Origin of the sequence: Allobosea sp. 2RAB26, assembly GCF_052115465.1 — a bacterium.
Taxonomy (GTDB): domain Bacteria; phylum Pseudomonadota; class Alphaproteobacteria; order Rhizobiales; family Beijerinckiaceae; genus Allobosea.
The window spans coordinates 62,858-85,098 of the sequence record NZ_JBFRGS010000022.1 but is presented as its reverse complement, the minus strand read 5'-3'; the positions used below and the strand labels follow the sequence as shown (position 1 = coordinate 85,098).

18 protein-coding genes and 1 pseudogene are annotated in these 22,241 nt (G+C 65.4%); 9 read left to right on the top strand and 10 right to left on the bottom strand.

Features of this window, described 5'->3' with window-relative positions:
* Positions 1-159: 159 nt before the first annotated feature.
* Positions 160-570, top strand: a pseudogene (locus tag AB4118_RS29485) (IS5 family transposase); the annotation flags it as partial.
* A gap of 13 nt (positions 571-583) precedes the next feature.
* Here the strand turns inward: AB4118_RS29485 and AB4118_RS29480 are convergent.
* The 3 genes from AB4118_RS29480 to AB4118_RS29470 form a co-directional block, all read right to left on the bottom strand.
* A complete protein-coding gene (locus AB4118_RS29480) occupies positions 584-2,083 on the bottom strand; it encodes a tripartite tricarboxylate transporter permease (RefSeq protein WP_441493098.1) in 1,500 nt (499 codons plus the stop codon).
* A 12-nt stretch (positions 2,084-2,095) separates the two neighbouring features.
* Positions 2,096-2,572 carry a tripartite tricarboxylate transporter TctB family protein gene (locus AB4118_RS29475; protein WP_441493097.1) on the bottom strand — a complete coding sequence of 159 codons (477 nt, stop codon included), beginning with the start codon at positions 2,570-2,572 and terminating at the stop codon, positions 2,096-2,098.
* A gap of 149 nt (positions 2,573-2,721) precedes the next feature.
* The gene (locus AB4118_RS29470) at positions 2,722-3,687 is read right to left on the bottom strand and encodes a Bug family tripartite tricarboxylate transporter substrate binding protein (RefSeq protein WP_441480839.1); all 966 of its coding nucleotides are present in this window, start codon (positions 3,685-3,687) and stop codon (positions 2,722-2,724) included.
* A gap of 182 nt (positions 3,688-3,869) precedes the next feature.
* On the opposite strand from AB4118_RS29470, the gene AB4118_RS29465 reads away from it, so the two are divergent.
* The gene (locus AB4118_RS29465) at positions 3,870-5,168 is read left to right on the top strand and encodes an O-antigen ligase family protein (protein ID WP_441493096.1); all 1,299 of its coding nucleotides are present in this window, start codon (positions 3,870-3,872) and stop codon (positions 5,166-5,168) included.
* Entirely contained in the window at positions 5,161-6,525 is a 1,365-nt protein-coding gene (gene gor / locus AB4118_RS29460; protein WP_441493095.1) for a glutathione-disulfide reductase, read from the top strand. The genes AB4118_RS29465 and gor overlap by 8 nt, the downstream gene beginning before the upstream one ends.
* Positions 6,526-6,561: 36 nt before the next feature.
* Here gor and AB4118_RS29455 read toward each other — a convergent pair whose 3' ends face one another.
* Entirely contained in the window at positions 6,562-7,593 is a 1,032-nt protein-coding gene (locus AB4118_RS29455) for an alpha/beta hydrolase (RefSeq protein ID WP_441493094.1), read from the bottom strand.
* Between the two features lie 355 nt (positions 7,594-7,948).
* On the opposite strand from AB4118_RS29455, the gene AB4118_RS29450 reads away from it, so the two are divergent.
* Positions 7,949-9,334, top strand: coding sequence for a class II 3-deoxy-7-phosphoheptulonate synthase (locus tag AB4118_RS29450; protein ID WP_113512887.1), 1,386 nt, complete (start codon positions 7,949-7,951; stop codon positions 9,332-9,334).
* Between the two features lie 75 nt (positions 9,335-9,409).
* Here the strand turns inward: AB4118_RS29450 and AB4118_RS29445 are convergent, their stop codons facing one another.
* Together AB4118_RS29445 and AB4118_RS29440 are read right to left on the bottom strand one after the other, a co-directional pair.
* On the bottom strand, positions 9,410-10,288 hold the full coding sequence (locus AB4118_RS29445; protein ID WP_441493093.1) for an outer membrane protein: 879 nt from the start codon (positions 10,286-10,288) through the stop codon (positions 9,410-9,412).
* Between the two features lie 474 nt (positions 10,289-10,762).
* Positions 10,763-11,023 carry a PsiF family protein gene (locus tag AB4118_RS29440; RefSeq protein WP_441493092.1) on the bottom strand — a complete coding sequence of 87 codons (261 nt, stop codon included), beginning with the start codon at positions 11,021-11,023 and terminating at the stop codon, positions 10,763-10,765.
* A gap of 576 nt (positions 11,024-11,599) precedes the next feature.
* Between AB4118_RS29440 and AB4118_RS29435 the strand changes: the two genes are divergently transcribed.
* The 3 genes from AB4118_RS29435 to gltX all read left to right on the top strand — a co-directional run bounded on the left by AB4118_RS29435 (position 11,600) and on the right by gltX (position 15,100).
* The gene (locus tag AB4118_RS29435) at positions 11,600-11,893 is read left to right on the top strand and encodes a Dabb family protein (protein ID WP_441493091.1); all 294 of its coding nucleotides are present in this window, start codon (positions 11,600-11,602) and stop codon (positions 11,891-11,893) included.
* Between the two features lie 85 nt (positions 11,894-11,978).
* Positions 11,979-13,718, top strand: a complete 1,740-nt coding sequence (locus tag AB4118_RS29430; RefSeq protein ID WP_441493090.1) for an NAD+ synthase — start codon at positions 11,979-11,981, stop codon at positions 13,716-13,718.
* A 41-nt stretch (positions 13,719-13,759) separates the two neighbouring features.
* Positions 13,760-15,100 carry a glutamate--tRNA ligase gene (gene gltX / locus AB4118_RS29425; RefSeq protein WP_441493089.1) on the top strand — a complete coding sequence of 447 codons (1,341 nt, stop codon included), beginning with the start codon at positions 13,760-13,762 and terminating at the stop codon, positions 15,098-15,100.
* Between the two features lie 82 nt (positions 15,101-15,182).
* On the opposite strand, the gene AB4118_RS29420 is transcribed toward gltX, so the two are convergent.
* The 3 genes from AB4118_RS29420 to AB4118_RS29410 form a co-directional block, all read right to left on the bottom strand.
* Entirely contained in the window at positions 15,183-16,502 is a 1,320-nt protein-coding gene (locus tag AB4118_RS29420) for an MFS transporter (protein ID WP_441493088.1), read from the bottom strand.
* Between the two features lie 245 nt (positions 16,503-16,747).
* A complete protein-coding gene (locus AB4118_RS29415) occupies positions 16,748-17,911 on the bottom strand; it encodes a DUF2865 domain-containing protein (RefSeq protein ID WP_441493087.1) in 1,164 nt (387 codons plus the stop codon).
* Between the two features lie 181 nt (positions 17,912-18,092).
* Complete coding sequence (locus AB4118_RS29410; protein ID WP_441493086.1) at positions 18,093-18,593, bottom strand: MarR family winged helix-turn-helix transcriptional regulator; 501 nt, start codon at positions 18,591-18,593, stop codon at positions 18,093-18,095.
* Between the two features lie 105 nt (positions 18,594-18,698).
* Between AB4118_RS29410 and hmgA the strand changes: the two genes are divergently transcribed.
* Together hmgA and AB4118_RS29400 are read left to right on the top strand one after the other, a co-directional pair.
* Positions 18,699-20,057, top strand: a complete 1,359-nt coding sequence (gene hmgA / locus AB4118_RS29405; protein ID WP_441493085.1) for a homogentisate 1,2-dioxygenase — start codon at positions 18,699-18,701, stop codon at positions 20,055-20,057.
* A 218-nt stretch (positions 20,058-20,275) separates the two neighbouring features.
* Positions 20,276-21,070 carry a CHAD domain-containing protein gene (locus AB4118_RS29400; protein ID WP_441493084.1) on the top strand — a complete coding sequence of 265 codons (795 nt, stop codon included), beginning with the start codon at positions 20,276-20,278 and terminating at the stop codon, positions 21,068-21,070.
* Between the two features lie 31 nt (positions 21,071-21,101).
* On the opposite strand, the gene AB4118_RS29395 is transcribed toward AB4118_RS29400, so the two are convergent.
* Positions 21,102-22,187 carry a TRAP transporter substrate-binding protein gene (locus tag AB4118_RS29395; protein ID WP_441493083.1) on the bottom strand — a complete coding sequence of 362 codons (1,086 nt, stop codon included), beginning with the start codon at positions 22,185-22,187 and terminating at the stop codon, positions 21,102-21,104.
* Positions 22,188-22,241 lie beyond the last annotated feature (54 nt).

The window sequence follows — 22,241 nt, the reverse complement described above, 5'->3', positions numbered from 1 at the left end:
TAGAACCCGCCCAGCCTGATCCAGACCAACCACGCTGCAGCTGTTCTTGCCCAAATCGACACCAAGAATCTGAATGTCCTTCATGCCACCCTCCTGTTGCGACCCGATCAGCATGGAGGAGAGGGGCGGGCCATTCCATAAAGGGGGGCCAAGGACCAGGCGCTGGGGCGTTCCAGAGGGGGACTGACCACCAAGGTCCACATGCTYGCCGACAGGCTCGGTCGGCCCTTGCGGTTGCGCATCACGCCCGGCCAGGCCAGCGACATCACAGCCGCTCCCGATCTCCTCGCAGGTCAGGAAGCCGATGCGGTGCTGGCCGACAAAGCCTATGACAGCAACGATTTGCGCAACCAGATTGCCGCAATGAAGGCACAGGCGGTGATCCCGTCCAAGCGCAACCGCAAGGTCTTCATCCCTCACGACGGCGAGATCTACAAACACCGCAACCGGATCGAGCGATGCTTCAATCGCCTCAAGCACTTCCGCCGCTTCGCCACACGCTACGACCGCAGAACCATCCACTTCACAGGCTTCGTCCACCTCGCCGCAGCAATGATATGGCTACGCTGAATGTCGATCCGCTCTAGTCTTCGGAAGCCTTGAACCTGTTCAGCCCGCTCATCACGAAGGGCGCGACGAGCCCGATGAAGGCCAGGCCGAGCAGGATCGCGGAGCCAGGGTTCTCGAGCAGGATCATCGGGTCGCCGAGGCTGATCTGGAGCGCGCGGCGCAACTGCGCCTCCGCCATCGGGCCGAGGATGAGCCCGACCACCATCGGAGCGACCGGATAGTCGTAGCGGCGCATCAGAAAGCCGAGGAAGCCGAAGACGAAGAGCATCGAGAGTTCGACCACCGAGGCCTTGACCGCGAGCGTGCCCATCGCCGCGAAGACCAGGATGCCGGCATAGAGCCAGGGCTGGGGGATCGCCAGAAGCCTGACCCAGAGCCCGATCAGCGGCAGGTTGATGATCACCAGCATCGTGTTGGCGATGAAGAGCGATGCGATCAGGCCCCAGACGAGATCGGGGCGCTCGGCGAAGAGCAGCGGGCCAGGGTTGAGCCCGTATTGCTGGAAGCCAGCCAGCATGATCGCGGCCGTCGCCGAGGTCGGCAGGCCGAGCGTCAGCAGCGGCACCAGCGTGCCCGCCGCCGAGGCATTGTTGGCGGCTTCCGGGCCGGCGACGCCTTCAATCGCGCCCTTGCCGAACTCGCCGGGATATTTGCAGAGCTTCTTCTCGGTCGAATAGGACAGGAAGGTCGGCACCTCTGCGCMGCCAGCGGGCAGCGCGCCGATCGGGAAGCCGAAGGCGGTCCCGCGCAGCCATGGCGCCCACGAGCGCTTCCAGTCCTCCTTGGTCATCCAGAGCGAGCCCTTGATCGGGACGATCTCCTCCGGGTCCCGGAAGCGCTTGGAGGCGACATAGAGCGCCTCGCCGACCGCAAACAGGCCGACGGCCAGCGTCGTCACCTCGACGCCGTCGAGCAGTTCCGGCACGCCGAAGGTCAGGCGCGCCTGTCCGGTCAGGCGGTCGATGCCGATCAGGCCGAGCGTGACGCCGATGGCGAGGCTGGTGATCCCGCGCAGAGGTGAATCGCCGAAGGTCGCCGATACCGTGACGAAGGCGAGGATCATCAGCGCGAAATAGTCCCACGGCCCGAACTTGACCGCGACCTCCACCAGCCATGGCGCGAGGAAGGCGAGGCCCAGCGTCGCGATGGTGCCGGCGACGAAGGAGCCGATCGCGGAGGTTGCCAGTGCCGGGCCGCCGCGGCCGGCCTTGGCCATCTTGGAACCTTCGAGCGCGGTTGCGAGCGAGGCACTCTCTCCTGGCGCGTTGATCAGGATCGCAGTGGTCGAACCGCCATACATGCCGCCGTAATAGATGCCGGCGAACATGATCAGCGAGCCGGCGGGATCGAGCTTGAAGGTCACCGGCAGGAGCAGTGCCACCGTCAGCGCCGGGCCGATGCCCGGCAGGACGCCGACTGCGGTGCCGAGGAAGACGCCGACCAGCGCGAAGAGCAGTTTCGACGGCTCGATCGCGACGGCGAAGCCGTGCATCAGTGCGTTGAATGTGTCCATTGTCCCGGCTCCTCAGAACAGCTTTTCAAGCGGACCGGACGGCAGCGTCAGCTGCAGCAGCTTGGAGAACATCAGGAAGATGGCAAGCCCGAGCACGAGGCCGATGCCGAAATCGACGGCCAGTGCCTGACGGCCGAAGGAGCGCGCGGTCGCGGAGAAGACGATGGCCGTCGCAATGATGAAGCCGCCGCCGAGCCCGATGCAGGCGATCAGGCCGATCAATCCGCCCGTCAGCCAGAGCACCGCGGTGCTGTCGACCGCCTCGGGCTTGGGCAGTCCCTCCCGGAACGCGACGACGAGATGGCACAGGCCCAGCACGCCAAGGACGGCGCTGACCACGTAGGGCATCGCCGTCGGGCCGACGCCATAGGTCGAGACGATCGTCTGCGATTTCGCGTCATAGGCGACGAGAGCCGCCGGGATCAGCAGCAGAGCTGCGACGACGAGGGCGGGGATGTCGGCGCCCTTGGCCGAGGAGGTGGAGGCCATGTCGTTCCTTACCTGGTTTGACGCGGACCAGAACCGGTGCGCCCAGCTGATGGCAAAGCGGCGACTGCCAGAGATAACTGGCAGGAGAGAATGGGCGGGCGGTGATGGCACCGCCCGCCCATGCCTATGTTCGTCAGTCGCCTGTGGCGTTACTTCACAAGGCCGACGTCACGGAGGACCTTGCCGACGCGGGCATCTTCGGCCTTCAGGAAGGCTTCGAACTCGGCGCCGCCGAGATAGGCGTCATCCCAGCCGCGAGCCTTGAGGATCTCGGCCCATTCCTTCGACTTGGCCATCTTCTCCATGGCATCGGCCAGCACCTTGCGCTGCTCGGCGGTGATGCCGGGAGGGGCGACGACCGAACGCCAGTTTAGCACCTCGAGATTGACGCCGCCCTCCTTCAGGGTCGGAGCATCGGGGGCGTTGGGGAGCCGGGTGCCGGAGCTCACGCCGACGACGCGCAGCTTGCCAGCCTTGATCTGACCCTCGAACTCGCCATAGCCCGAGATGCCGGCCGTGACGCGCCCGCCGAGCAGCGCGGCCAGGGCCTCGCCACCGCCGGAGAAGGGGATGTAGTTGATCTTCGTGGCATCGCCGCCGACAGCGCCGGCGAAGAGGGCAGCCATGATGTGGTCGACGCCGCCGGCCGAGCCGCCAGCCCAGGTCACCTTGGCCGGGTCGGCCTTGACGCGGTCAGCGAGGTCCTTGGCGGTCTTGATCGGCGAATCCGCGGGAACGACGATGACCTGAGCCTCGGCGGTCAGGCGGGCGATCGGCGTCACCTGGCTGAGATTGACCGGCGACTTGTTCAGGAGGATGGCGCCGACCATGACGAAGCCGTTGACCATCAGCTGCGAGCCGTCGCCCTTGGCGCCGTTCACGAACTGCGCAAGGCCGATCGTGCCGCCCGCGCCGTTGACGTTGTTGACCTGCACGCTCTTGGCGATGCCGGACGCGGTCAGCGCCTGCTGCATCGAGCGGGCGGTTCCGTCCCAGCCACCACCCGGCGCGGCCGGAGCCATGATCTTGAGTTCGAGCTGCGCAAATGCGGCAGTCGTCAGGCCAGCGAGCGCCAGAGCCGTCACGGCCCCGCGCGACAGAATGGATTTGAGCATGTTGTTCCTCCGCTTGCGGATTCCCGCACTGTTTTGGTGTCCGCGCTCCGCGAGTGACACTTTGACGCTCCGCCGGTCAATTGCGCCTGATTGCATAATCTCAAGTCAAGGTCTTTTGCGCATCAACGCACGCGAGCCGGCGGAATTCACGCTAGGCGGGCTTGGTGCGATCGCGTAATCGCATGACCATGAGCTTGAACTTCAACTCGCGGGATGTCGATCGCGCTGTGATCACCGACCCTTCCCCGTCGCGCCAGGCCCTTCGACTCGCAGCGCTGGGCGGCATCCTCATGGTCGCGTTGCCGCTCGTCATGTGGGCGGCAAATCGGTCCGCGCCGCTGATGCTCGGGCTGGCGGCAGCGGCATTCGCTGCCGCTGCCGTTGCCGCTGCGGGCCGCGATGTCGGCCCCCTGTTGCGGCGCATCCTTGCAGGCTTGCGAAGCCCGATCGGCCTCGCACTGACGGCCTTCCTTGCCTGGGCCCTGGTCTCGCTGCTGTGGACGCATCGGCCGGCATCCGGCTTTGCAGCCTGGGCGGAGTTGCTGCTGCCTCTTGGTTTTGCCCTGGTGATCGCGGCGAGTGCCTGGTTCAGGCCGAAGCAGGCACTGATGCGGGCCCTGGCCATTTGCCTGATACTGGCCTCGGGCCTGATCTTCCTGGAGCTGCAGAATGGCCTCGCTCAGCGCATTACGCTGGGCCTGGGCGGCAAACAGATGAGCTTTATATTCAACCGGCCGGTCATCGCCTGCCTCGTGCTCCTGGCTCCGGCTGTGCACTTGCTCTGGAGCGGCGGATCGAAACGCGTCGCCGATCGTCTGCTGGCGGGGGGCGTAGCCGCAGCGGTTGCGGGCATCATTCTCTATTCCGATAGCGGCACTGCGAAACTTGGATTGGGCATTCTCGTCCTTGCCTGGCTGCTGGCCCGCCTGCTTCCACGCCTGACACTGGCTGCGACGGCACTTGGCTTTGCGGCGACGCTGGTGCTGGCGCCGGTGATCGGACAATTGGTCGATCGGCTTCTGCCGCCCGCGCTCTATGAGCAGACGGCCGAATCCCATTCACGTGACCGCGTCGACATCTGGCTCAGCTTCGGGGAGGCGATCGCGGCCCGCCCGTTCATCGGCTCTGGCTTCGGCTCCTCCTCGGCCCTCCAGACGCACCCGGTCGCAGAACAGGTCTCGCCGCCACGTCGCTTGCTCCTGGCGGTTGGACACCCGCATAGCGCGCCGATTCAGCTCTGGACGGAAACCGGCATCGTCGGCGCCGCATTGCTGCTGGTTGCTGGGCTGTTGTTCTTCCGGAGGCTTGGCGCCTTGTCCGCGCGCGAACGCGCCCCGCGGCTTGCACTTTTTGCGGCAGCCTTCGTCATGGCATCGGTGGGACATGGCGCCTGGCAGGGCTGGTGGATCGCGGCCCTGGCTGCCGCCGCCCTTTGGTTCGAGTCGGGCCGAGATGTCGGCCGAGGAGCAGAGCATGGCTGATTTCGATGTCGACCTTTTCGTGATCGGCGCTGGTTCCGGCGGTACGCGCGCGGCGCGGATCTCGGCCGGTCACGGGGCGCGCGTCATGATCGCCGAGGAAGACCGCATCGGCGGCACCTGCGTCATTCGCGGCTGTGTCCCGAAGAAGCTCTTCGTCTATGCCAGCCGCTTTGCAGACGAGTTTGAGGATGCTGCCGGCTTCGGCTGGACGCTCGACAAACCGAGCTTCGACTGGCCGACCTTGCGGGATGCCGTTGCCAACGAAGTGACCCGGCTCTCCGGCCTTTACCGCAAGGGGCTTGAAGGCGCCAAGGTCGCGATCCGCGAAGAGCGCGCTGTGGTCGAAGGGCCGAACACGGTGCGCCTGCTGAAATCCGGCGAGACCGTCCGGGCCCGGCACATCCTGGTCGCGACGGGAGGCTACCCCGCCTTCGATCCGCCGATCCCTGGCGGCGAACTCGGCATCAGCTCGAACGAGATCTTTCATCTTCCGAGCCTGCCGCGGCGCATGCTGGTGGTGGGCGGCGGTTATATCGCGCTCGAATTTGCCAGCGTGTTCCGCCGCCTCGGCGTCGAGGTGACGGTGCTGCACCGCGGCGACAATGTCCTGCGCGGCTTCGAGGAGGATCTGCGCGTGCGCCTCCGCGATGCGCTGGTCCATGCGGGCATCACGTTGCGGCTGGGCTGCACCATCGATCGCATCGAACAATTGGCCGATGGTACGCGCCGTGCCCATTGCGCCACGGGCGAGCCGATCGATGCGGACGTGGTTCTCGTGGCGACCGGCCGTCGTCCCAATACGGTGGGGCTCGGCCTGGAGACCGCCGGCGTCAAGCTCGGGCCCATCGGTCAGGTCATGGTCGATGCGAATTCGGCCTCGACCGTGCCGTCGATCCACGCGGTCGGCGATGTCACCAATCGCATCAATCTCACGCCCGTCGCCATTCGCGAGGGCCACGCCTTCGCCGACTCGACCTTTGGCGGAAAGCCCTGGGCGATGGACCATCACGTGGTGGCCTCGGCAGTATTCACCACACCGGAGATCGGAACGGTCGGCCTGACCGAGCAGCAGGCGATCGCCGCTGGTTACGAACTGCGCGTCTTCGAGGCCGGTTTCCGGCCGATGAAGGCGACGATCTCGGGCCGCCACGAGCGCATCTACATGAAGCTCGTGGTCGACGCGAAAACGGACCGGATGCTGGGTGTCCACATCATCGGCCATGACGCGGGCGAGATCATCCAGGCGGTGGCGATTGCCGTCACCATGGGAGCGACCAAGGCCGATTTCGACCGCACCATCGCGCTGCATCCGAGCGCGGCCGAGGAACTCGTGACGATGCGGACGGCGCGCCACTGAGCAGCAAGGCGGCGCCCCTTGGGGCGCCGCCTTGCATCACTTGGTCAGTCCCTTCCGGACGAGCCAATCCTGGACGACCTGCGCCACCTCGAGATTGTTCTTGTCCATCATCAGCATATGGGAATTGCCCTTGATGCCGATGCTGGGGAGGTTGACGACATCGACTGAGCCGCCCGCCGCCCTGATCTTGTCGCCGAACTCGGTGCCGTTCTTGCGGATCGTCGGCCAGCGCGCATCCTGTTCGATGTAATCGCCATAGATCATCAGGACGGGGATGTTCTTCAAAACATCGGCCTTGGCGGGGTCTCCGAGGCCTGCCGGTTCCACCGCGATCAGGGCCTTGATCTTGTCGGGCCGGGCCTGGGCAACCTTGAAGCCGAACTGGCCGGCCTGGCTGTGGAACACGATCACACAGGGGCAGATCTTGTCGACTTCGGCCAGATAGGCGTCGATGATCATCTGGTCCGTCGACGTCCAGCGCGGCACGATCTGCTTGACGAAATTGTCGTAGCCATCGGGCGGGAACTGGCTGCCGGCCAGGAATGTCCGCTTGGCCGGGTCTTTATCATAGGCATTTGCGCCAGCGCCGATACGGAAGCGCTCGAACGGGTTCGCGGTGGTCAGGAAGACCGGCTCGCCGGGGATGACGTCGGGATACATGGCCCAGCCGGCACGGCCGCGCTCGACGGCATCGGAATTATAGACGGCCCAGCCCTTGCGCAGGAAGTATTCGAGCCAGCCTTGCCGTCCATCCGGCGTGCTCTCCCAGTTCACGCCGGTCATGCCACCGCCATGCCAGAACAGCAGCGGCGCTGCACCGCGCTCGTTCTGCGGCAGGTAATACTGCACATACATCTGGCCGGTCTGGTAAGTGCCGTTGGGGTCGACCTTGGCCGGTACCCCGCCAGGGGTGAAGGTGACCTCCTTCACGGGACGGCCCGAGATCTCGACCAACTTGCCGCCGACATGGAACGAGCCCATGCCGCGAAGCGCGAGGGGCTCCTCGGCCCGTGCAGCCCATGCTGCGGCAACCATGAAAGCAGCAACCGCGAACGCGCGAATGACCATGCCTTGTTTCTCCCTGCCGATGTTCTTGTGATTGGCAGGTGACGTTAGGGAGCTGTCGAGGCGAATACAACGATGCCCGGCAGCCGGCGGCTTGCATCGCCGACGGGATGAACTCCTCGGCCGACACGCAGAGGCGAACGAAGGGGCATGCCCTTGCCGTGCTCTTGGGCGCTCTCGTTCACGCGGCCCGGTCCTAGTCGCCGGAACAGCTCCGCCCTGCGACGCCCAGCTCGCGCATACGTAACCGTCAACGGCTTTATGGTCTTTGCTGCGGTGCGGGTGTATAGCGCCGGGATCACACTGCCTTTCCGTGGGGAGGGGTGGGCGTGAGATGTTATCATCAGGAGCAAGTGAGATGTCCGAGCGGTGGACGCCCGAGAGCTGGAGGGCAAAGCCCGTCCAGCAGATGCCGGAATATCCGGACCAGGCAGCCTTGAAGGCGGTTGAGCAGCAGCTCGCCGGCTTTCCGCCGCTCGTTTTTGCAGGCGAGGCGCGCAAGCTCAAACGGGCGTTGAGCAAGGTTGCCGCCGGTGAGGCCTTCCTCCTCCAGGGCGGCGACTGCGCCGAGAGCTTCGCCGAGCATTCGGCCGATAATATCCGCGACTTCTTCCGCCTGTTCCTGCAGATGGCGGTCGTCCTGACCTTTGCCGGCGGCTCGCCGGTGGTGAAGGTCGGCCGCGTCGCTGGCCAGTTCGCCAAGCCGCGCTCGACCCCGACCGAGACGATCGGTGGCGTCGAGCTGCCGAGCTACAAGGGCGATATCATCAACGACAACGAGTTCACGGCAGAATCCCGGATTCCGGATCCGCGCCGTCAGCTCGAGGCCTATCGCCAGTCGGCGGCGACGCTGAACCTGATCCGCGCCTTCGCCACCGGCGGTTATGCCAATCTCGACAATGCGCATCGCTGGATGCTCGGCTTCGTCAAGGACAGTCCGCAGTCGGGCCGCTACCAGGAGGTGGCGGGGCGCATCACCGAGGCGCTCGATTTCATGCGCGCCATCGGCATCGATCCTGAGACGCATCCCGAGATGCGGAGCACGGATTTCTACACCAGCCACGAGGCGTTGCTGCTCGGCTACGAGCAGGCGATGACCCGCGTCGATTCCACCTCCGGCGACTGGTACGACACCTCCGGCCATATGGTCTGGATCGGTGACCGCACCCGCCAGCTCGACCATGCCCATGTCGAGTTCTTCCGTGGCATCCGCAATCCGATCGGCCTGAAATGCGGCCCGTCCCTGACCCCGGACAACCTGATGAGGCTGATCGACACGCTCGATCCGCAGAACCAGGCCGGACGCCTGACGCTGATCGCACGCTTCGGCGCCGACAAGGTCTTCGACCATCTGCCGGCCCTGGTACGCGCCACCAAGCGGGAAGGGCGCAATGTCGTCTGGTCCTGTGATCCGATGCACGGCAACACGGTGAAGGCTGCGAGCGGCTACAAGACGCGGCCCTTCGACCTGATCCTGAGCGAGGTGAAGAACTTCTTCGCCGTGCACCAGGCCGAAGGCACCTATGCCGGCGGCCTGCACCTGGAAATGACCGGCAAGAACGTCACGGAATGCACGGGTGGTGCACGCGGCATGACCGACGCCGACCTGAACGACCGCTACCACACCTTCTGCGACCCGCGCCTCAATGCGGAGCAGGCGCTGGAGATGGCGTTCCTGGTTGCAGAACTGGTCAAGCGCGAGCGCTCGGGCCGGGCCCGGCCCGAGGCCGAGGCAGCGGAATAAGCAGGCGTCACCCTGGCAGAAACAAGAAAGCCGCGGCGTGAGCCGCGGCTTTTCCTATTAGTCCGGGTCTTCAGATCAGAATTTTACGCCCGCGGCGACGCGGGCCGTGTTGACCGTCGTCGTTGTCCCTTCGACGTCCGCGAAGCGGATCAACTGGTATTCGCCGCGCAGGAAGAGGTTGTCGGTCAAGGCCATGTCAACGCCGGCGCCGACCGCGAGGCCGTAGCCATAGACGTTCTTCTTGGTGGCCCCGACTGTGAGCGGGTAGCCAACCGCCATGCCGGAGTTGATGGCGCCGGTGACAGGATTCGCCTGGGTGATGAAGTTTGTCGCTGTGATCGTCGATGCGGTGTCGAAGCGACCGACGGCGCCACCGAATGTCGCGAAGGGCATGATGCGGCCATAGGCCCAACCCATGCGAATGCGCGCCGTCGCGTAGTCGTTCAGAACCGCTCCCTGGCGGGTCGTCATGGACCAGTCATTTACCGTGCCGTTCGAGGTGATCGTCCGGCGCGCAATGAAGTCGTTGATGCCGTAGCTCTGGTCGGAGCGGGTATAGTCGGCCTCGATGCCGAGTACGGCATCGCCAAAGGCAATGTTATAGCCGGCCATGCCAAAATACGTTGCGCCGCTGTCCCTCTTCGACGGCAGGTTGTTGACGAACGAGCCCATATTGCTCTCGGCGCCAAGCAACGTGTTCCGGAAGGCGAAATTGGCCAGGTTCTGCAGGCCGGTTCCGGGCTCGAATTTCGTCTCCGAGACCCCGGCGCCGCCGCCCAGATAGAAGCCCGTCCAGTTGACCCCGCCCGAGAAATACTCCGATGGCGGCGGTGGTGCATCTTCGATCTGCGAGCCGCGCAACACCGGATAGTCGGCCGAAGCCGCCGGCATGGCGGCCACGGACAGTCCGAGCGCGGCAAGGCCCAGGGCCGGCGCAATGGAGCGGATACGCATCGTGGTCTCCCCGAGCAGGGGCCGCAACCCGGCCTTTGTCGCACTGCTCTGGGCGGTATTGATGCATTGGTAACCCTAATGCGGCGTTAACGTGCTCATCTCTGTCGGGCCCTGTTTGTTTGGCGTTTCGCGCCGGAGTTTTCAGATCGGCTATAGAAAGTTTGCAGTCCTTGTTCTCTGAGCGTTCCGTTCCAGACCGCGGCTTGCGCGCCGAAGCCTCTTGGTCGATGTGCTTGGTGTAGCGCTCGACCATTCCAATCGACATGCCGAACAGGGCGGCAAGTCACTCATGCCATCGTCTGTGACGACCGGGACGAGGGCTATGTGATGCCGTTCCACCTGTCTCCGAAGCCCACCGGGGCGTCTACTCACTCCGTAAGTGCGGCGCTGAAGGAAAGCCAAACTGACGGCCGGCTGACAAATTGGCCCCAGGGCGCCACCTGACATCCACGATGGCGCCCGATCTCATCGAGCCTAGGCCTTCTGGCACTCGTCGCGAAACTTCTTCCTGGCCTTCCCGTGAAGCCCCTTCTGATCGGCTTGTACAGAGCACGCCTTTGACTTGGCGGTCCTGTCGGAGGAGGTCGCCGTAGCCTTCTTGGCAGGCGCCGCGGGTGCCGGGGAGGTCATGGCCGGCTTTGTATCCGGACCCATCTGTACGGGTGTTTGCGCAAACCCGTATCCCGTCATCATCGCGAGCGCGGCAACCGGCAGCAGATAGTGCGAGAGGTTCATGGCAACGTCCGTCATCAACCCGGATGATCGGTTCCAGGCAGTCGCCGGGTCGGCTGTCGGATGGCGAATGATCGCGCTGCCCGACTTGAATGGCTACTGAACAGCTGGCTGGCCACGTCTTCGACCTGTGGCATTTTCAGTCTCGCTCCGGCGGGGCGTTTCTTTGAGGTGAGACAGTGAACCCGAGCAGGCCCATTCACGGTAGCCGCTGCGGGTGCCGTACGGGACGCTCTTGGCGCCGATCTCGGCACAGGTCACCAGATATTCCGCGCCGCGATGCGGAGCCAGGATTTTGAGCACGGCAATCCGTTTGGCGGTCAGTTGAGGCGCGCGCCTGCTCATGGCGCCACCTCGCGGAGGGGTGAACAGGGCGAGAGGGAGTTTTCAGCGTGCCGCGCGATTCCGCTTTCGTACGCGGCTGTTCCGGCGACCGAGGGAAGCGGAGGCAAGCAAGATTAAGCGCTTGGCTGGATCGATGCCGATGCGGCGTTAACGCAGGTTGCGTTTTGCGCACCGTCGGGAAGACATCGGCCCGAAAGGGCGGCGCGATTCCCGGCTGCCTGCGAGGGAGGGCGCATGATCCGCCACATCGTATTTTTCACGGCGCAGCGGCGCGAGGATGTCGAGACGATCCGCCTGTCTCTGTCCCGGCTCGGCGATATCCCGCATTCGCTCGCCTTCGAGGTCGTGGCCAATGCCAAGCTCGATCCGCTGGGCAATGACATCGATGTCGTCGTCTACGGCGAATTTGCCGATGAGGCGGCGCTGGCGGCCTACAAGGCCCATCCGATCTATGACGAAACGACACGCCGCGTGCGTCCGCTGCGCGAGCTGCGCTATTCCGCCGATTTCCGTTCGACCTTGCGTTGATCGAAGGGCCGATCACGCACAAATGCAGGTCGGGGCAGGGCGCGCGCCCGTTGCTGGCCCTGCCGCCGCGCGGTAAAGCCGAAGCATGACAGCGACCTCGTTCCGCCTGGCTCTGGCCCAGCTCAATCCCATCGTCGGCGATGTAGCCGGCAATGCCGACATGGTGCGCGTTGCGCGGCGCGACGCTGCAACTGCCGGCGCCGATCTCGTGATGTTCACGGAACTCTTCCTGTCGGCCTATCCGCCGGAAGATCTGGTGCTGAAGCCCGCCTTCCAGGATGCCTGTCGCAGGGCTTGCGAGGATCTGGCGCGCGAGACCGCCGATGGTGGTCCAGCTCTGCTCGTCGGGTTGCCCTGGCTCGAGGACGGCAAGCTCTACAACGCCTACGCGCTGCTCGACGCCGGGATGATCCAGTCGGTGCGCTTCAAGGTCGACCTGCCGAATTACGGTGTATTCGACGAGAAACGCGTCTTCGAACCCGGCCCGCTGCCCGGTCCTGTCGTCTTCCGCAACCATATCCGCCTTGGCCTGCCGGTCTGCGAGGATATCTGGGGCGAGGAGGTCGTGGAGTGCATCGCCGAGACCGGCGGCGAGATCCTGCTTGTTCCCAATGGCTCGCCCTATCGGCGCGGCGTCACCGAGGAACGCCTGAATGTCGCGGTCGCTCGCGTCGTCGAGGCCGGGTTGCCGATGGTCTATCTGAACCAGCTCGGCGGCCAGGACGAGCTCGTCTTCGAGGGCGCCTCCTTCGTGCTGAATGCGGACAAGACCTTTGCTCACCAGCTCCCGGCGTTTCGCGAAGTGCTGCGCCTGACCGATTGGGTGCGCGAGAACGGGTCCTGGCGCTGCCTGCCGGGCGAGATCACGCCGATCGAGAGCAGCGACGAGGCTGATTACGCGGCTTGCGTGCTGGGCCTGCGCGACTATGTCGAGAAGAACCGCTTTCCCGGCGTGGTGCTTGGCCTCTCCGGCGGCATCGATTCCGCGATCTGCGCGGCGATGGCGGTCGATGCGCTCGGCGCTGACAAGGTCCGCTGCGTGATGATGCCCTATCGCTTCACCTCGCAGGAGAGCCTGGACGATGCGAAGCGCTGCGCCGATGCGCTCGGCGTCCGCTACGAGATCGTGCCGATTGCCGAGCCGGTCGAGGGCTTCGAAGCGGCGCTCGCCGGCCTTTTCGCCGGAACCAATCGCGGCGTCACCGAGGAGAACCTGCAGAGCCGCGTGCGCGGCACGCTGCTGATGTCGATCTCGAACAAGTTCGGGCCGATGGTGGTGACCACCGGCAACAAATCCGAGATGTCATGCGGCTATGCCACGCTCTATGGCGACATGAATGGCGGCTACAACCCGATCAAGGACCTCTACAAGACCGAGGTCTTTCGCATGTCGGCGCTGCGCAACCGCTGGAAGCCCGCCGGTGCGCTCGGACCGGACGGCGAGGTCATTCCGCACAATATCATCGTCAAGCCGCCGACGGCCGAGCTGCGCGAGAACCAGAAGGACGAGGATTCGCTGCCGCCCTATGACGTGCTGGACGATATCCTGGCCTGCCTGATCGAGCATGAGATGCGTCTCGCCGACATCGTCGCCCGTGGCCACGATCTCGAGACGGTCAAGAAGGTCGAACGCCTGCTCTATCTCGCCGAGTACAAGCGCCGACAGGCCGCGCCCGGCGTGAAGGTGACGCGCAAGAATTTCGGCCGCGACCGGCGCTACCCGATCGTCAATCGCTTCCGCGATCCCGGCGAACCCGCGCATCGGCCGGACGCCGCGCTGGTCAAGGGCGTCGGCAAGGCCGGGGGCGAGAGCTTCGATTTCTGAGCCGATTGTCGGCCTCGCGCAAAGGCGTCATAAGCCTCGTCATGACAACGCCACTCGTTCGCTTCGCGCCGTCGCCGACCGGCTATCTCCATATCGGCAATGCCCGTCCGGCGCTGTTCAACTGGCTCTATGCCCGCCGCAATGGCGGGCGTTTCCTGCTGCGCTACGACGATACCGATCTTGCGCGCTCGAAGCCCGAATTCGCGGATGCGATTTCAGGGGATCTCGGCTGGCTCGGCATCGAGCCCGATCTCGTCATTCGCCAGTCGGAGCGGCTCCCGATCTATGATGCGGCAGCCGACAGGCTGCGTGCTGCCGGGCGGCTTTACCCCTGCTTCGAGACCGCCGACGAACTGGATCGCCGCCGCAAGCGCCAGCTCGCTCGCGGCCTGCCGCCGATCTACGACCGCGCTGCGCTGAAGCTCACGGCCGAGCAGCGGGCGGCGCTTGAGGCGGAAGGACGCAAGCCGCATTGGCGCTTCCTGCTCGAGGCCCGTGAGGTCGCCTGGGACGATCTCGTGCGCGGCGCATCGCATGTCGACTGCGCCTCGCTCTCCGATCCGGTGCTGGTGCGCGAGGATGGCAGCTATCTCTACACGCTGCCTTCGGTCGTCGACGATATCGAGACCGGCGTCACCCATGTCATTCGCGGCGAGGACCATGTCACCAACACGGCGGTCCAGATCCAGATCTTCGAGGCGCTGGGCGCTGGCCTTCCGGCATTCGGCCACCACAACCTGCTGACCACGGCGAGTGGGGAGGGGCTGTCGAAGCGGCTCGGCCATCTCTCGCTGCGCGGCCTGCGCGAGTCCGGGGTGGAGGCGCTCGCCGTCGCGGCATTGGCCGTCCTGGTCGGCTCCTCCGACGCCGTCAGGCCGGTCGCGAGCCTGGATGAGCTCGCGGATCTCGTCGACCTCGCCCATGTCTCGCGCGCACCGGCCAAGTTCGATGAGCATGAGCTTGAAGCACTGAGCGCGCGCACGCTGCATCAGCTGCCGTTCGACGCGGTGTCGCACCGGTTGCAGGAGCTTGGGATCGCGGCCGGCGAGCCCTTCTGGCTGGCGGTGCGCGGCAATCTCGCGAAGCTTGCCGAGGTGCAGGCCTGGTGGCAGGTCGTTCGCGGCCCGATCACGCCCGTGATCACCGATGCCGGCTTTGCGGCGAGCGCAGCCGCACTGCTCCCGGCCGAGCCCTTCGATATGACAACCTGGAAGAGCTGGACACAGGCCGTCGGCGCGGCGACCGGCACCAAGGGCAAGGGGCTCTTCATGCCGCTTCGCCAGGCGCTGACCGGCCTCGAGCACGGGCCGGAGCTGGCTGCACTGCTGCCGCTCATCGGCCGTGACAAAGCGCTGAAGCGGCTCGGGGGCGAGGCGGCCTGAAGGCTTCGCATCGTCCCGGATCAGCGCGGCTTGCGCTACGTGTCCGGGACGACATCGGTCCAGCGGGCAATGGCGCCGTGGATCACTCGTGCCGGTGCATCGCCGATTCATGTTTGGTGTCGCGCATGGTCGCGTAGACCAGCAGCGACAGGAAGATCACGCCCGCCAGGTAGTAGAAGAACCACTGCTCGTGGCCCTGCTGCTTGAAGAACAGCGCGATCGCAGGCGCCGTGCCGCCAAAGATCGAGACCGTCACGGCGTAGGGCACGGCGATGCCTGTGGCGCGGATCGCGGTCGGGAACAGTTCGGCCTTCACCACGGCGTTGATCGAGGTATAGCCGGCGACGAAGATCCAGGCTCCGGAGATCAGCAGGAACGCCATCCAGGGCGACTTGGTCTGGGACAGCATCGTCAGGATCGGCACCGTCAGCAGCGAGCCGGCAACGCCGAAGAAGATCAGCAGCGGCTTGCGGCCGATCCTGTCCGAGATGGCGCCATAGATCGGCTGCAGGATTGAGGCGAAGATCAGCGAACCGGCGATGACATAGGTCGTCGTGATGTCGGACAGGCCGACGGTCTGCTTCACGAAGGTCTGCATATAGGTGGTGAAGGTATAGAAGGCCGCGGTGCCGCCGGCCGTCAGGCCGACCACGATCGCAACCTCGCGCGGGTATTTCAGCAGCCCGCGCAGCGAGCTTTCGCGCTTCTTCGTCTTGCTGGCTTCGACGAAGGATTCCGTCTCATGCATGTGGCGGCGCATGAACATCGCGGTGATCGCGAGCAGGGCTCCGATCACGAAAGGAATGCGCCAGCCCCAGGCGACGAGCTGTTCATGGGTCAGGAACACGTTCTGGAGCAGCAGCAGTACCACGATGGCGGTCAGCTGGCCGCCGATCAGCGTGACGTACTGAAAGCTCGAATAGAACCCGCGATGGTTCGGGTCGGCGATCTCGGTGAGATAGGTCGCGCTTGCCCCGTACTCGCCGCCGAGGCTCAGGCCTTCGATGATCCGCGCGAGAGCGAGCAGCGCGGGCGCTGCAAATCCGATTGTCGCATAGGTCGGCGTCAGCGCGATGATCAGCGAGCCGAAACACATCATCAGCACCGAGATCGTCAGCGAAAGCCGGCGGCCATAGCGGTCGGCGATGTGACCGAACAGCCATCCGCCGATCGGGCGGACGATGAAGCCGGCGGCAAACAGCGTCGCGGCGTTGAGCTGCTGGACGACCGGATCGTGCGACGGAAAAAAATGCGGCGCGAAATAAAGTGCGAAGGCCGTGTAGGCGTAGAAATCATACCATTCGACGAGATTGCCGACCGAGCCCATGAAGATCGCCTTCAGGCGACGACGGGTGTCGGCCAGATCCATTCCGGTATGCGTGTTGGCGGTTGTCTCTGACATGGGACGCCTCTGCTGGGCTCTGCCAAGGAGGCCGTCAGAGTAGGATTGCGCGCTGGAAGAGCAATCCTGACGAGATCTGGCGCGTATCCAGGCCGGCCGGGGTGGTCTTGCCTGTATATGCGCCTGTCGGCGTCATGCGTCCAGCGCTTGATCCGCGGGGTATTTAAACGCCGCTCTCCGCTCTGGCGCATGCCGCAGCCTTCGCCGCCGACGGACGAGGCGCCGTTGCGGCGGCGCTGCCGGCGTCAGGGCCGCGCGACTGCGGGGCCCAGATTGGGTGCGAGGTTGGGCGCAACGATCCTGACCGTGCGCCGCTCGCCGGTGACGCTGCGGCTCTCCTTCTTCACGCCGTCGCCTTGCTGCACGACCTTCTCGGGCTCGACGTTCTGCGGACCCATGCCGGCCGACTCCGTGCCCGAAGTCGGCGAATTCTCGGACGGCATCGGCTTGTCGTCGGCATCAGACAGGATCGGCTGTTGTTGAGCCGGCGCGGGAGTCGCGGTCCTGCGCTTGGGATCGGGCTTGGGCCGCGACAGCTCGGCTGCGCGCTGTTCGGTGACGATGACGTCGCCCTTGCGCTTGTCGAGAAGCTCCTCGGCATTGCGCAGCGCCTGGGACCAGCTCTGGCCCGGCGCCCGGCAGGTGCAGGCGGAATCGAAGCTTCGAATGTATTTTCCGGCGTTCGCCAGCGACGAATAGGGCGTCCCGCTCCCACGGGCGACCGCATTCTGAATGTCGCCGCCGGTGCTCATGCCGAAGGCCAGCGTCTCCGTCCCCGGGCAGAGCGCCTGGCACATTTCATCCTGGCCGTCGCGGCCGCCGGGGCTGTTGGCGAGCGGGAAGAAATAGCCGTCGCAGGTCCGGACGCAGACCGTATTGGGGCCGCCCTGGCGGGGCTTCTCCGAATCGAGCGGCTGCATGTCCGGATCGAGTTCGGGTATGGTCGAATCGATCTCACCGCGGCGAGGCTCGATGCCGAAGATCGTCTCGAAGAAGCCGCGCTGCTGCCCGCCCCCCCGGCAATTGGTCTCGATCGCTGCGGCGAGCTGCATGCGGCGCTGCTCGGCAGCTCCGCCCTGTGCCTGGCGCTGGAGTGCCGTGTACTGGGACTGCAATTGGTTGATCTGTGCCTGCAGGCCGCCGCATTGCGGGGGCGCCTGCGCACCAAAGAAGAGGAAACCGCCACGTTCGCAGCCCATTGCGCGGAACTGGCTGACGCTTTGCGAGAGCTGGGCGCCGACGCGCTGCGCCTGCTGCGCGGCGCGCGGATCGCCGCCGCGCTGGCCCTGCAGGCTCGCGAGTTCGCTGCGCCAGGCATTGCACGCGGGCGACTGCGCCAGCGCCGCTCCACCCATCGCCGAGAAGGCCAGCAGCATCGCGCCGAGGCGCCGGGTTAGTCGTAGTCTCATCGCCGGTCGGGCCATATTACCTGCTTGTTCGATCCGCCCCGGAAACCGGGCAATCGCTTTGCGGGAGTTTCACCTGCCAAACGCGACGGAACTAAGGACGGGTCCTGCGATGGCGCGGCGCGGATTCGGGCGGACGGCCATGGCGAGGCCCGGCATGCCATATTTGGCGGCAAGCGGCAATTCAGCCTTCGCGTTCGTGATAGCTGCCGGCGAGATGGCGGCCCCGTTCGGTGAGAATCGAAAGCACGCGTTCGAACACGCGCAGCTCCTCTGCCGGAAGTCCCTCGGTCCAGCGCGCCTGGAAGGCGAGCGCCAGCGGCACGATCTCGGCATAGGTTCGGGAGCCGCGGGGGGTAAGGCTGATGAAGGCCTCGCGCCGGTCCTCGCGATTCTCGCTGCGCGACGTCAGGCCGCGCTTCTCGAGTTCGCTGACGGCGCGCGAAACCTTGGTCTTGTGCATCTGGGACAGCTCGCCGATGTCGCGCGAGGTCAGCTTTCCGAATTCGCCGAGCTGCGCGATCACGCGCCATTCGGGAATGCCTATGCCGAAGCGCTCGCTATAGATTCGTCCGAGCGCGCGGCTGGCGAAATGGCCGACGACGTTCAGCCGATAGGGCAGGAACTGCTCCAGCCGCAAGGTCGTTTCGTCGCCGGGTGGGGGAGGCTCGGGCTGCGTTGACATTAGTTTCATCTGTAACTAGCTGAGGTCGGGGCGGGACGCCCGCTCCGATCTTTCCGGAACCTGCGTTCTTGTCAAAGCGGTCCGGCAGCGGAAGGGGAAATGCTCATGAATGTCCAGGCACAGATTCATACAGCCCCGCTGCGCCAGGCCGCGACCGGCACGCGCTACATGTCGGGATTCGGCAATAGTTTCGAGACCGAGGCGCTGCCCGGCGCCTTGCCGGTCGGCCGCAATTCGCCGCAGAGGCCCGCCTATGGCCTCTATGCCGAGCAGCTTTCCGGCTCGCCCTTCACCGCGCCGCGCTCCTCGAACGAGAGGTCCTGGCTCTACCGCATCCGGCCCAGCGTCAAGCATGGCGGGCGCTGGAAGAAGGTCGACAAGGGGCTGATCCGCAGTGCGCCCTGCCGCGACGAGGCCGAGCTGCCGATCGGACAGCTGCGCTGGAGCCCGATTCCGATGCCGTCGGAGTCGCTGACCTTCCTCACCGGACTGCGCACGCTGACGACCGCTGGCGATGCCGAGACCCAGGCCGGCATGGCCGCCCATATGGTTTTCGTCACGGCCTCGATGGAACGCGAATACGTCTTCTGCGCCGATGGCGAACTGCTCATCGTGGCGCAGGAGGGGGCGTTGCGCTTCTGCACCGAGTTCGGCGTGATCGAGATCGAGCCCGGCGAGATCTGCATCATTCCGCGCGGCGTCGTCTTCCGCTGCGAGCTGATGGGCGGACCGGCCCGCGCCTATGTCTGCGAAAACTATGGCGGCTCCTTCACCTTGCCGGATCGCGGCCCGATCGGCGCGAATTGCCTGGCCAATCCGCGCGATTTCCTGACACCCATCGCGGCCTATGAAGACGACGAGACGCCGTCGACGCTCTATGCGAAATGGGGCGGGGAGCTCTTCTCCACGCCGATCGGCCAGTCGCCGCTCGATGTCGTGGCCTGGCATGGCAATTACGCGCCCTACAAATACGACCTGCGCCATTATTCGCCGGTCGGGGCGATCTCCTTCGACCATCCCGACCCGTCGATCTTCACGGTTCTGACCGCGCCCTCGGAGACACCCGGCACTGCGAATATCGACTTCGTGATCTTCCCCGAGCGCTGGATGGTCGCGGAGAACACGTTCCGCCCGCCCTGGTATCATCGCAATATCATGTCCGAGTTCATGGGGCTGATCTACGGCGTCTATGACGCCAAGCCGGAGGGCTTCACGCCTGGCGGCTTCAGCCTCCACAACATGATGCTGCCGCATGGCCCGGACGCGCAGGCGTTCGAACATGCAAGCACGGTCGAGCTCAAGCCCGTGAAGCTGACCGGGACCATGGCTTTCATGTTCGAGACCCGCTTCCCCCAGCGCGTCACCGGCTACGCCGCGAGCCTGCCCGCCCGGCAGCCGGACTACAGCGCCTGCTGGGAGGGCCTGAAGAAGCGTTTCGATCCGACGAGACGCGAGGCCTGGTAGCGTTCCGATCCTTGCAAGGCACTTGCGGAGCCCGAATGCTTGTCGCTCAATGCGCTCCCGAACTTCGCAAGGAGCGCGCCTTGGCGATACCCGCGAAAGCACCGGTTCGGCTGAGCGGCGGCAGGAGCCCGCGCCCCCGGACGTCGCGCACTGCGGTGCCCAGTGGTCCGGCATTGATGCGGCTCTGGGCCCAGCATTGGCTCGCAGTTTGTCGCGAGATGCCGTTGCACGGCCGGAGGTTGCTCGACCGCCTGGAGAACGATCCGGCCAAGGGCATTCATGATTTCCGGCGACTGATGAAGGCGTGGCGTTCCCTGCTGAAGCTCTCGCCGGCCGCACTGGAGCAGGATTCGGCGCAGCTCCGGGCCGATATCAAGCGCCTGCGTCAGAACTTCGGCGCGACGCGTGATGCCGCGGTTGTCGCGCGGACCTTGCAGGAGCTGCTGCCCGGCGAACGCGGCAGGCTGCTCGAGCCCCCGCCGGACCCGATGCCGCTGCCGGAAACCATTGTGTCCATGCAGACGGAACTCGACCGTCTCGCCGCCAGGATGGAGGAATGGTCGGTCGCCGGCGAGCGCGGGGGCTTCCTGCTCGCGGCATTCCGGCGCAGTTATCGCAAGGCCCGACGCGCGGCCCGCCGTGATCCGCGTCGGATGAGCCTGAAGCACCTGCACGCCTGGCGCACCCGCATCATCGATCTCGGCTATCAGCTCAGCTTCTTCCAGCCCGCCGATCCCGGTCACTACAAGGAGCAGATCGAGGCGGTCGAGCGCTTACGCACCCATCTCGGCGCGGTCGTCGATCTCGACCTGGCAGAACGGCAACTGGTGGAAACCGCCGCGATCAAGCCCCTGAGGAAGGTCAGGAAGAAACTGCGCCGGCGCGCCGGCAAGCAGCGTGGCAAAGCGGCGGGGATGGTCGAGCCCGTGCTCGACACACGCCCGAAAGCCGTCTGCGCCCACCTGGCCGAGGCGATGGTGGCGCATGCACCGCGCCGGATCAAACTTGTCTGACCCGGCGCCATCTAGTGGTCCCGGCGGCGCCTCAGCGCGACCGCAGCCGGTTCATGAACGAGTCATACGACAGCTCGGCGACCTGCCACCAGAGCAGGTTCTCACCGCGGAAGGCGACCATCGAGTCGTAGCCCTTCTTGAACAACTCACTCTTGGCGGAGGTCTCGGCATAGTACTCGTCCGCCGCCTTGAGAGCCGCTTCCATGATCGGCATCGGGAAGGCCTTGAGCTGTGCGCCCTGCTGGACCAGCCGGCGCAGGCCGCCCGGGTTCACCGCATCGTACTTCGCCAGCATCCAGTTATTGGCAGCCTCGCAGGCGTGGTGGACGATGGCCTGGTAGTGCTTCGGCAGCTTGTTCCAGGCCTCCTGGCCAACGACGAGATGCAGCATGGCGCCGCCCTCCCACCAGCCGGGATAGTAGTAGTATTTGGCGACGCGCACGAAGCCGAGCTTCTCGTCATCATAGGGGCCGACGAATTCTGCGGCGTCGATCGTGCCGCGCTCCAGCGCCGGGTAGACGTCGCCGCCTGCGATCTGCGTGGGCACCACGCCGAGCTTGGCCAGCACGGCCCCGCCCATGCCGCCGATGCGGAACTTCAGGCCCTTGAGATCATCGAGCGAGGTCAGTTCCTTGCGGAAGAAGCCGCCCATCTGGCAGCCGGAATTGCCGCAGGGGATCGAATAGGCATTGAATTTGGCCAGCGCCGAATTGATGATCTCCTCGCCGCCGCCGAAGAACCACCAGGAATGCTGCTGACGCGCATTGAGACCGAACGGGATGCCGGTGCCGAGTCCGAGTGCCGGCTCCTTGCCGATATAGAAATAGGTCGGCGTATGCGCGCATTCGACCGTGCCGGAGGTGACCGCGTCGAGGGCCTGCAGGCCCGGCACGATCTCGCCGGCGGAGAAGGTCTGGACCTGGAATTTGCCGTCGGTCGCGTCCGACATGTATTTCGCGAATTGCTGGGCCGTGCCGTAGATCGTGTCGAGCGCCTTCGGGAAGCTCGAGGTCAGGCGCCACTTCACCTCAGGTTGCGACTGGGCGATCGCCGGCATCGCGACCGGCGTGGCAGCCGCTGCCAGCGCACCGGTTTTCAAAAAGTCGCGGCGTTTCATAAGCTGATCTCCCAGAGGTTTGTTGCGCGCAATCTCGCGTGTTCGTCACGGATT

What these genes read in the sequence shown, in the direction of transcription:
- AB4118_RS29475 (WP_441493097.1), bottom strand. Translation starts at nt 2,572, where the DNA reads ATGGCCTCCACCTCCTCGGCCAAGGGCGCCGACATCCCCGCCCTCGTC.
- AB4118_RS29470 (WP_441480839.1), bottom strand. Translation starts at nt 3,687, where the DNA reads ATGCTCAAATCCATTCTGTCGCGCGGGGCCGTGACGGCTCTGGCGCTC.
- AB4118_RS29465 (WP_441493096.1), top strand. Translation starts at nt 3,870, where the DNA reads ATGACCATGAGCTTGAACTTCAACTCGCGGGATGTCGATCGCGCTGTG.
- gor (WP_441493095.1), top strand. Translation starts at nt 5,161, where the DNA reads ATGGCTGATTTCGATGTCGACCTTTTCGTGATCGGCGCTGGTTCCGGC.
- AB4118_RS29455 (WP_441493094.1), bottom strand. Translation starts at nt 7,593, where the DNA reads ATGGTCATTCGCGCGTTCGCGGTTGCTGCTTTCATGGTTGCCGCAGCA.
- AB4118_RS29450 (WP_113512887.1), top strand. Translation starts at nt 7,949, where the DNA reads ATGTCCGAGCGGTGGACGCCCGAGAGCTGGAGGGCAAAGCCCGTCCAG.
- AB4118_RS29445 (WP_441493093.1), bottom strand. Translation starts at nt 10,288, where the DNA reads ATGCGTATCCGCTCCATTGCGCCGGCCCTGGGCCTTGCCGCGCTCGGA.
- AB4118_RS29440 (WP_441493092.1), bottom strand. Translation starts at nt 11,023, where the DNA reads ATGAACCTCTCGCACTATCTGCTGCCGGTTGCCGCGCTCGCGATGATG.
- AB4118_RS29435 (WP_441493091.1), top strand. Translation starts at nt 11,600, where the DNA reads ATGATCCGCCACATCGTATTTTTCACGGCGCAGCGGCGCGAGGATGTC.
- AB4118_RS29430 (WP_441493090.1), top strand. Translation starts at nt 11,979, where the DNA reads ATGACAGCGACCTCGTTCCGCCTGGCTCTGGCCCAGCTCAATCCCATC.
- gltX (WP_441493089.1), top strand. Translation starts at nt 13,760, where the DNA reads ATGACAACGCCACTCGTTCGCTTCGCGCCGTCGCCGACCGGCTATCTC.
- AB4118_RS29420 (WP_441493088.1), bottom strand. Translation starts at nt 16,502, where the DNA reads ATGTCAGAGACAACCGCCAACACGCATACCGGAATGGATCTGGCCGAC.
- AB4118_RS29415 (WP_441493087.1), bottom strand. Translation starts at nt 17,911, where the DNA reads ATGAGACTACGACTAACCCGGCGCCTCGGCGCGATGCTGCTGGCCTTC.
- AB4118_RS29410 (WP_441493086.1), bottom strand. Translation starts at nt 18,593, where the DNA reads ATGTCAACGCAGCCCGAGCCTCCCCCACCCGGCGACGAAACGACCTTG.
- hmgA (WP_441493085.1), top strand. Translation starts at nt 18,699, where the DNA reads ATGAATGTCCAGGCACAGATTCATACAGCCCCGCTGCGCCAGGCCGCG.
- AB4118_RS29400 (WP_441493084.1), top strand. Translation starts at nt 20,276, where the DNA reads ATGCCGTTGCACGGCCGGAGGTTGCTCGACCGCCTGGAGAACGATCCG.
- AB4118_RS29395 (WP_441493083.1), bottom strand. Translation starts at nt 22,187, where the DNA reads ATGAAACGCCGCGACTTTTTGAAAACCGGTGCGCTGGCAGCGGCTGCC.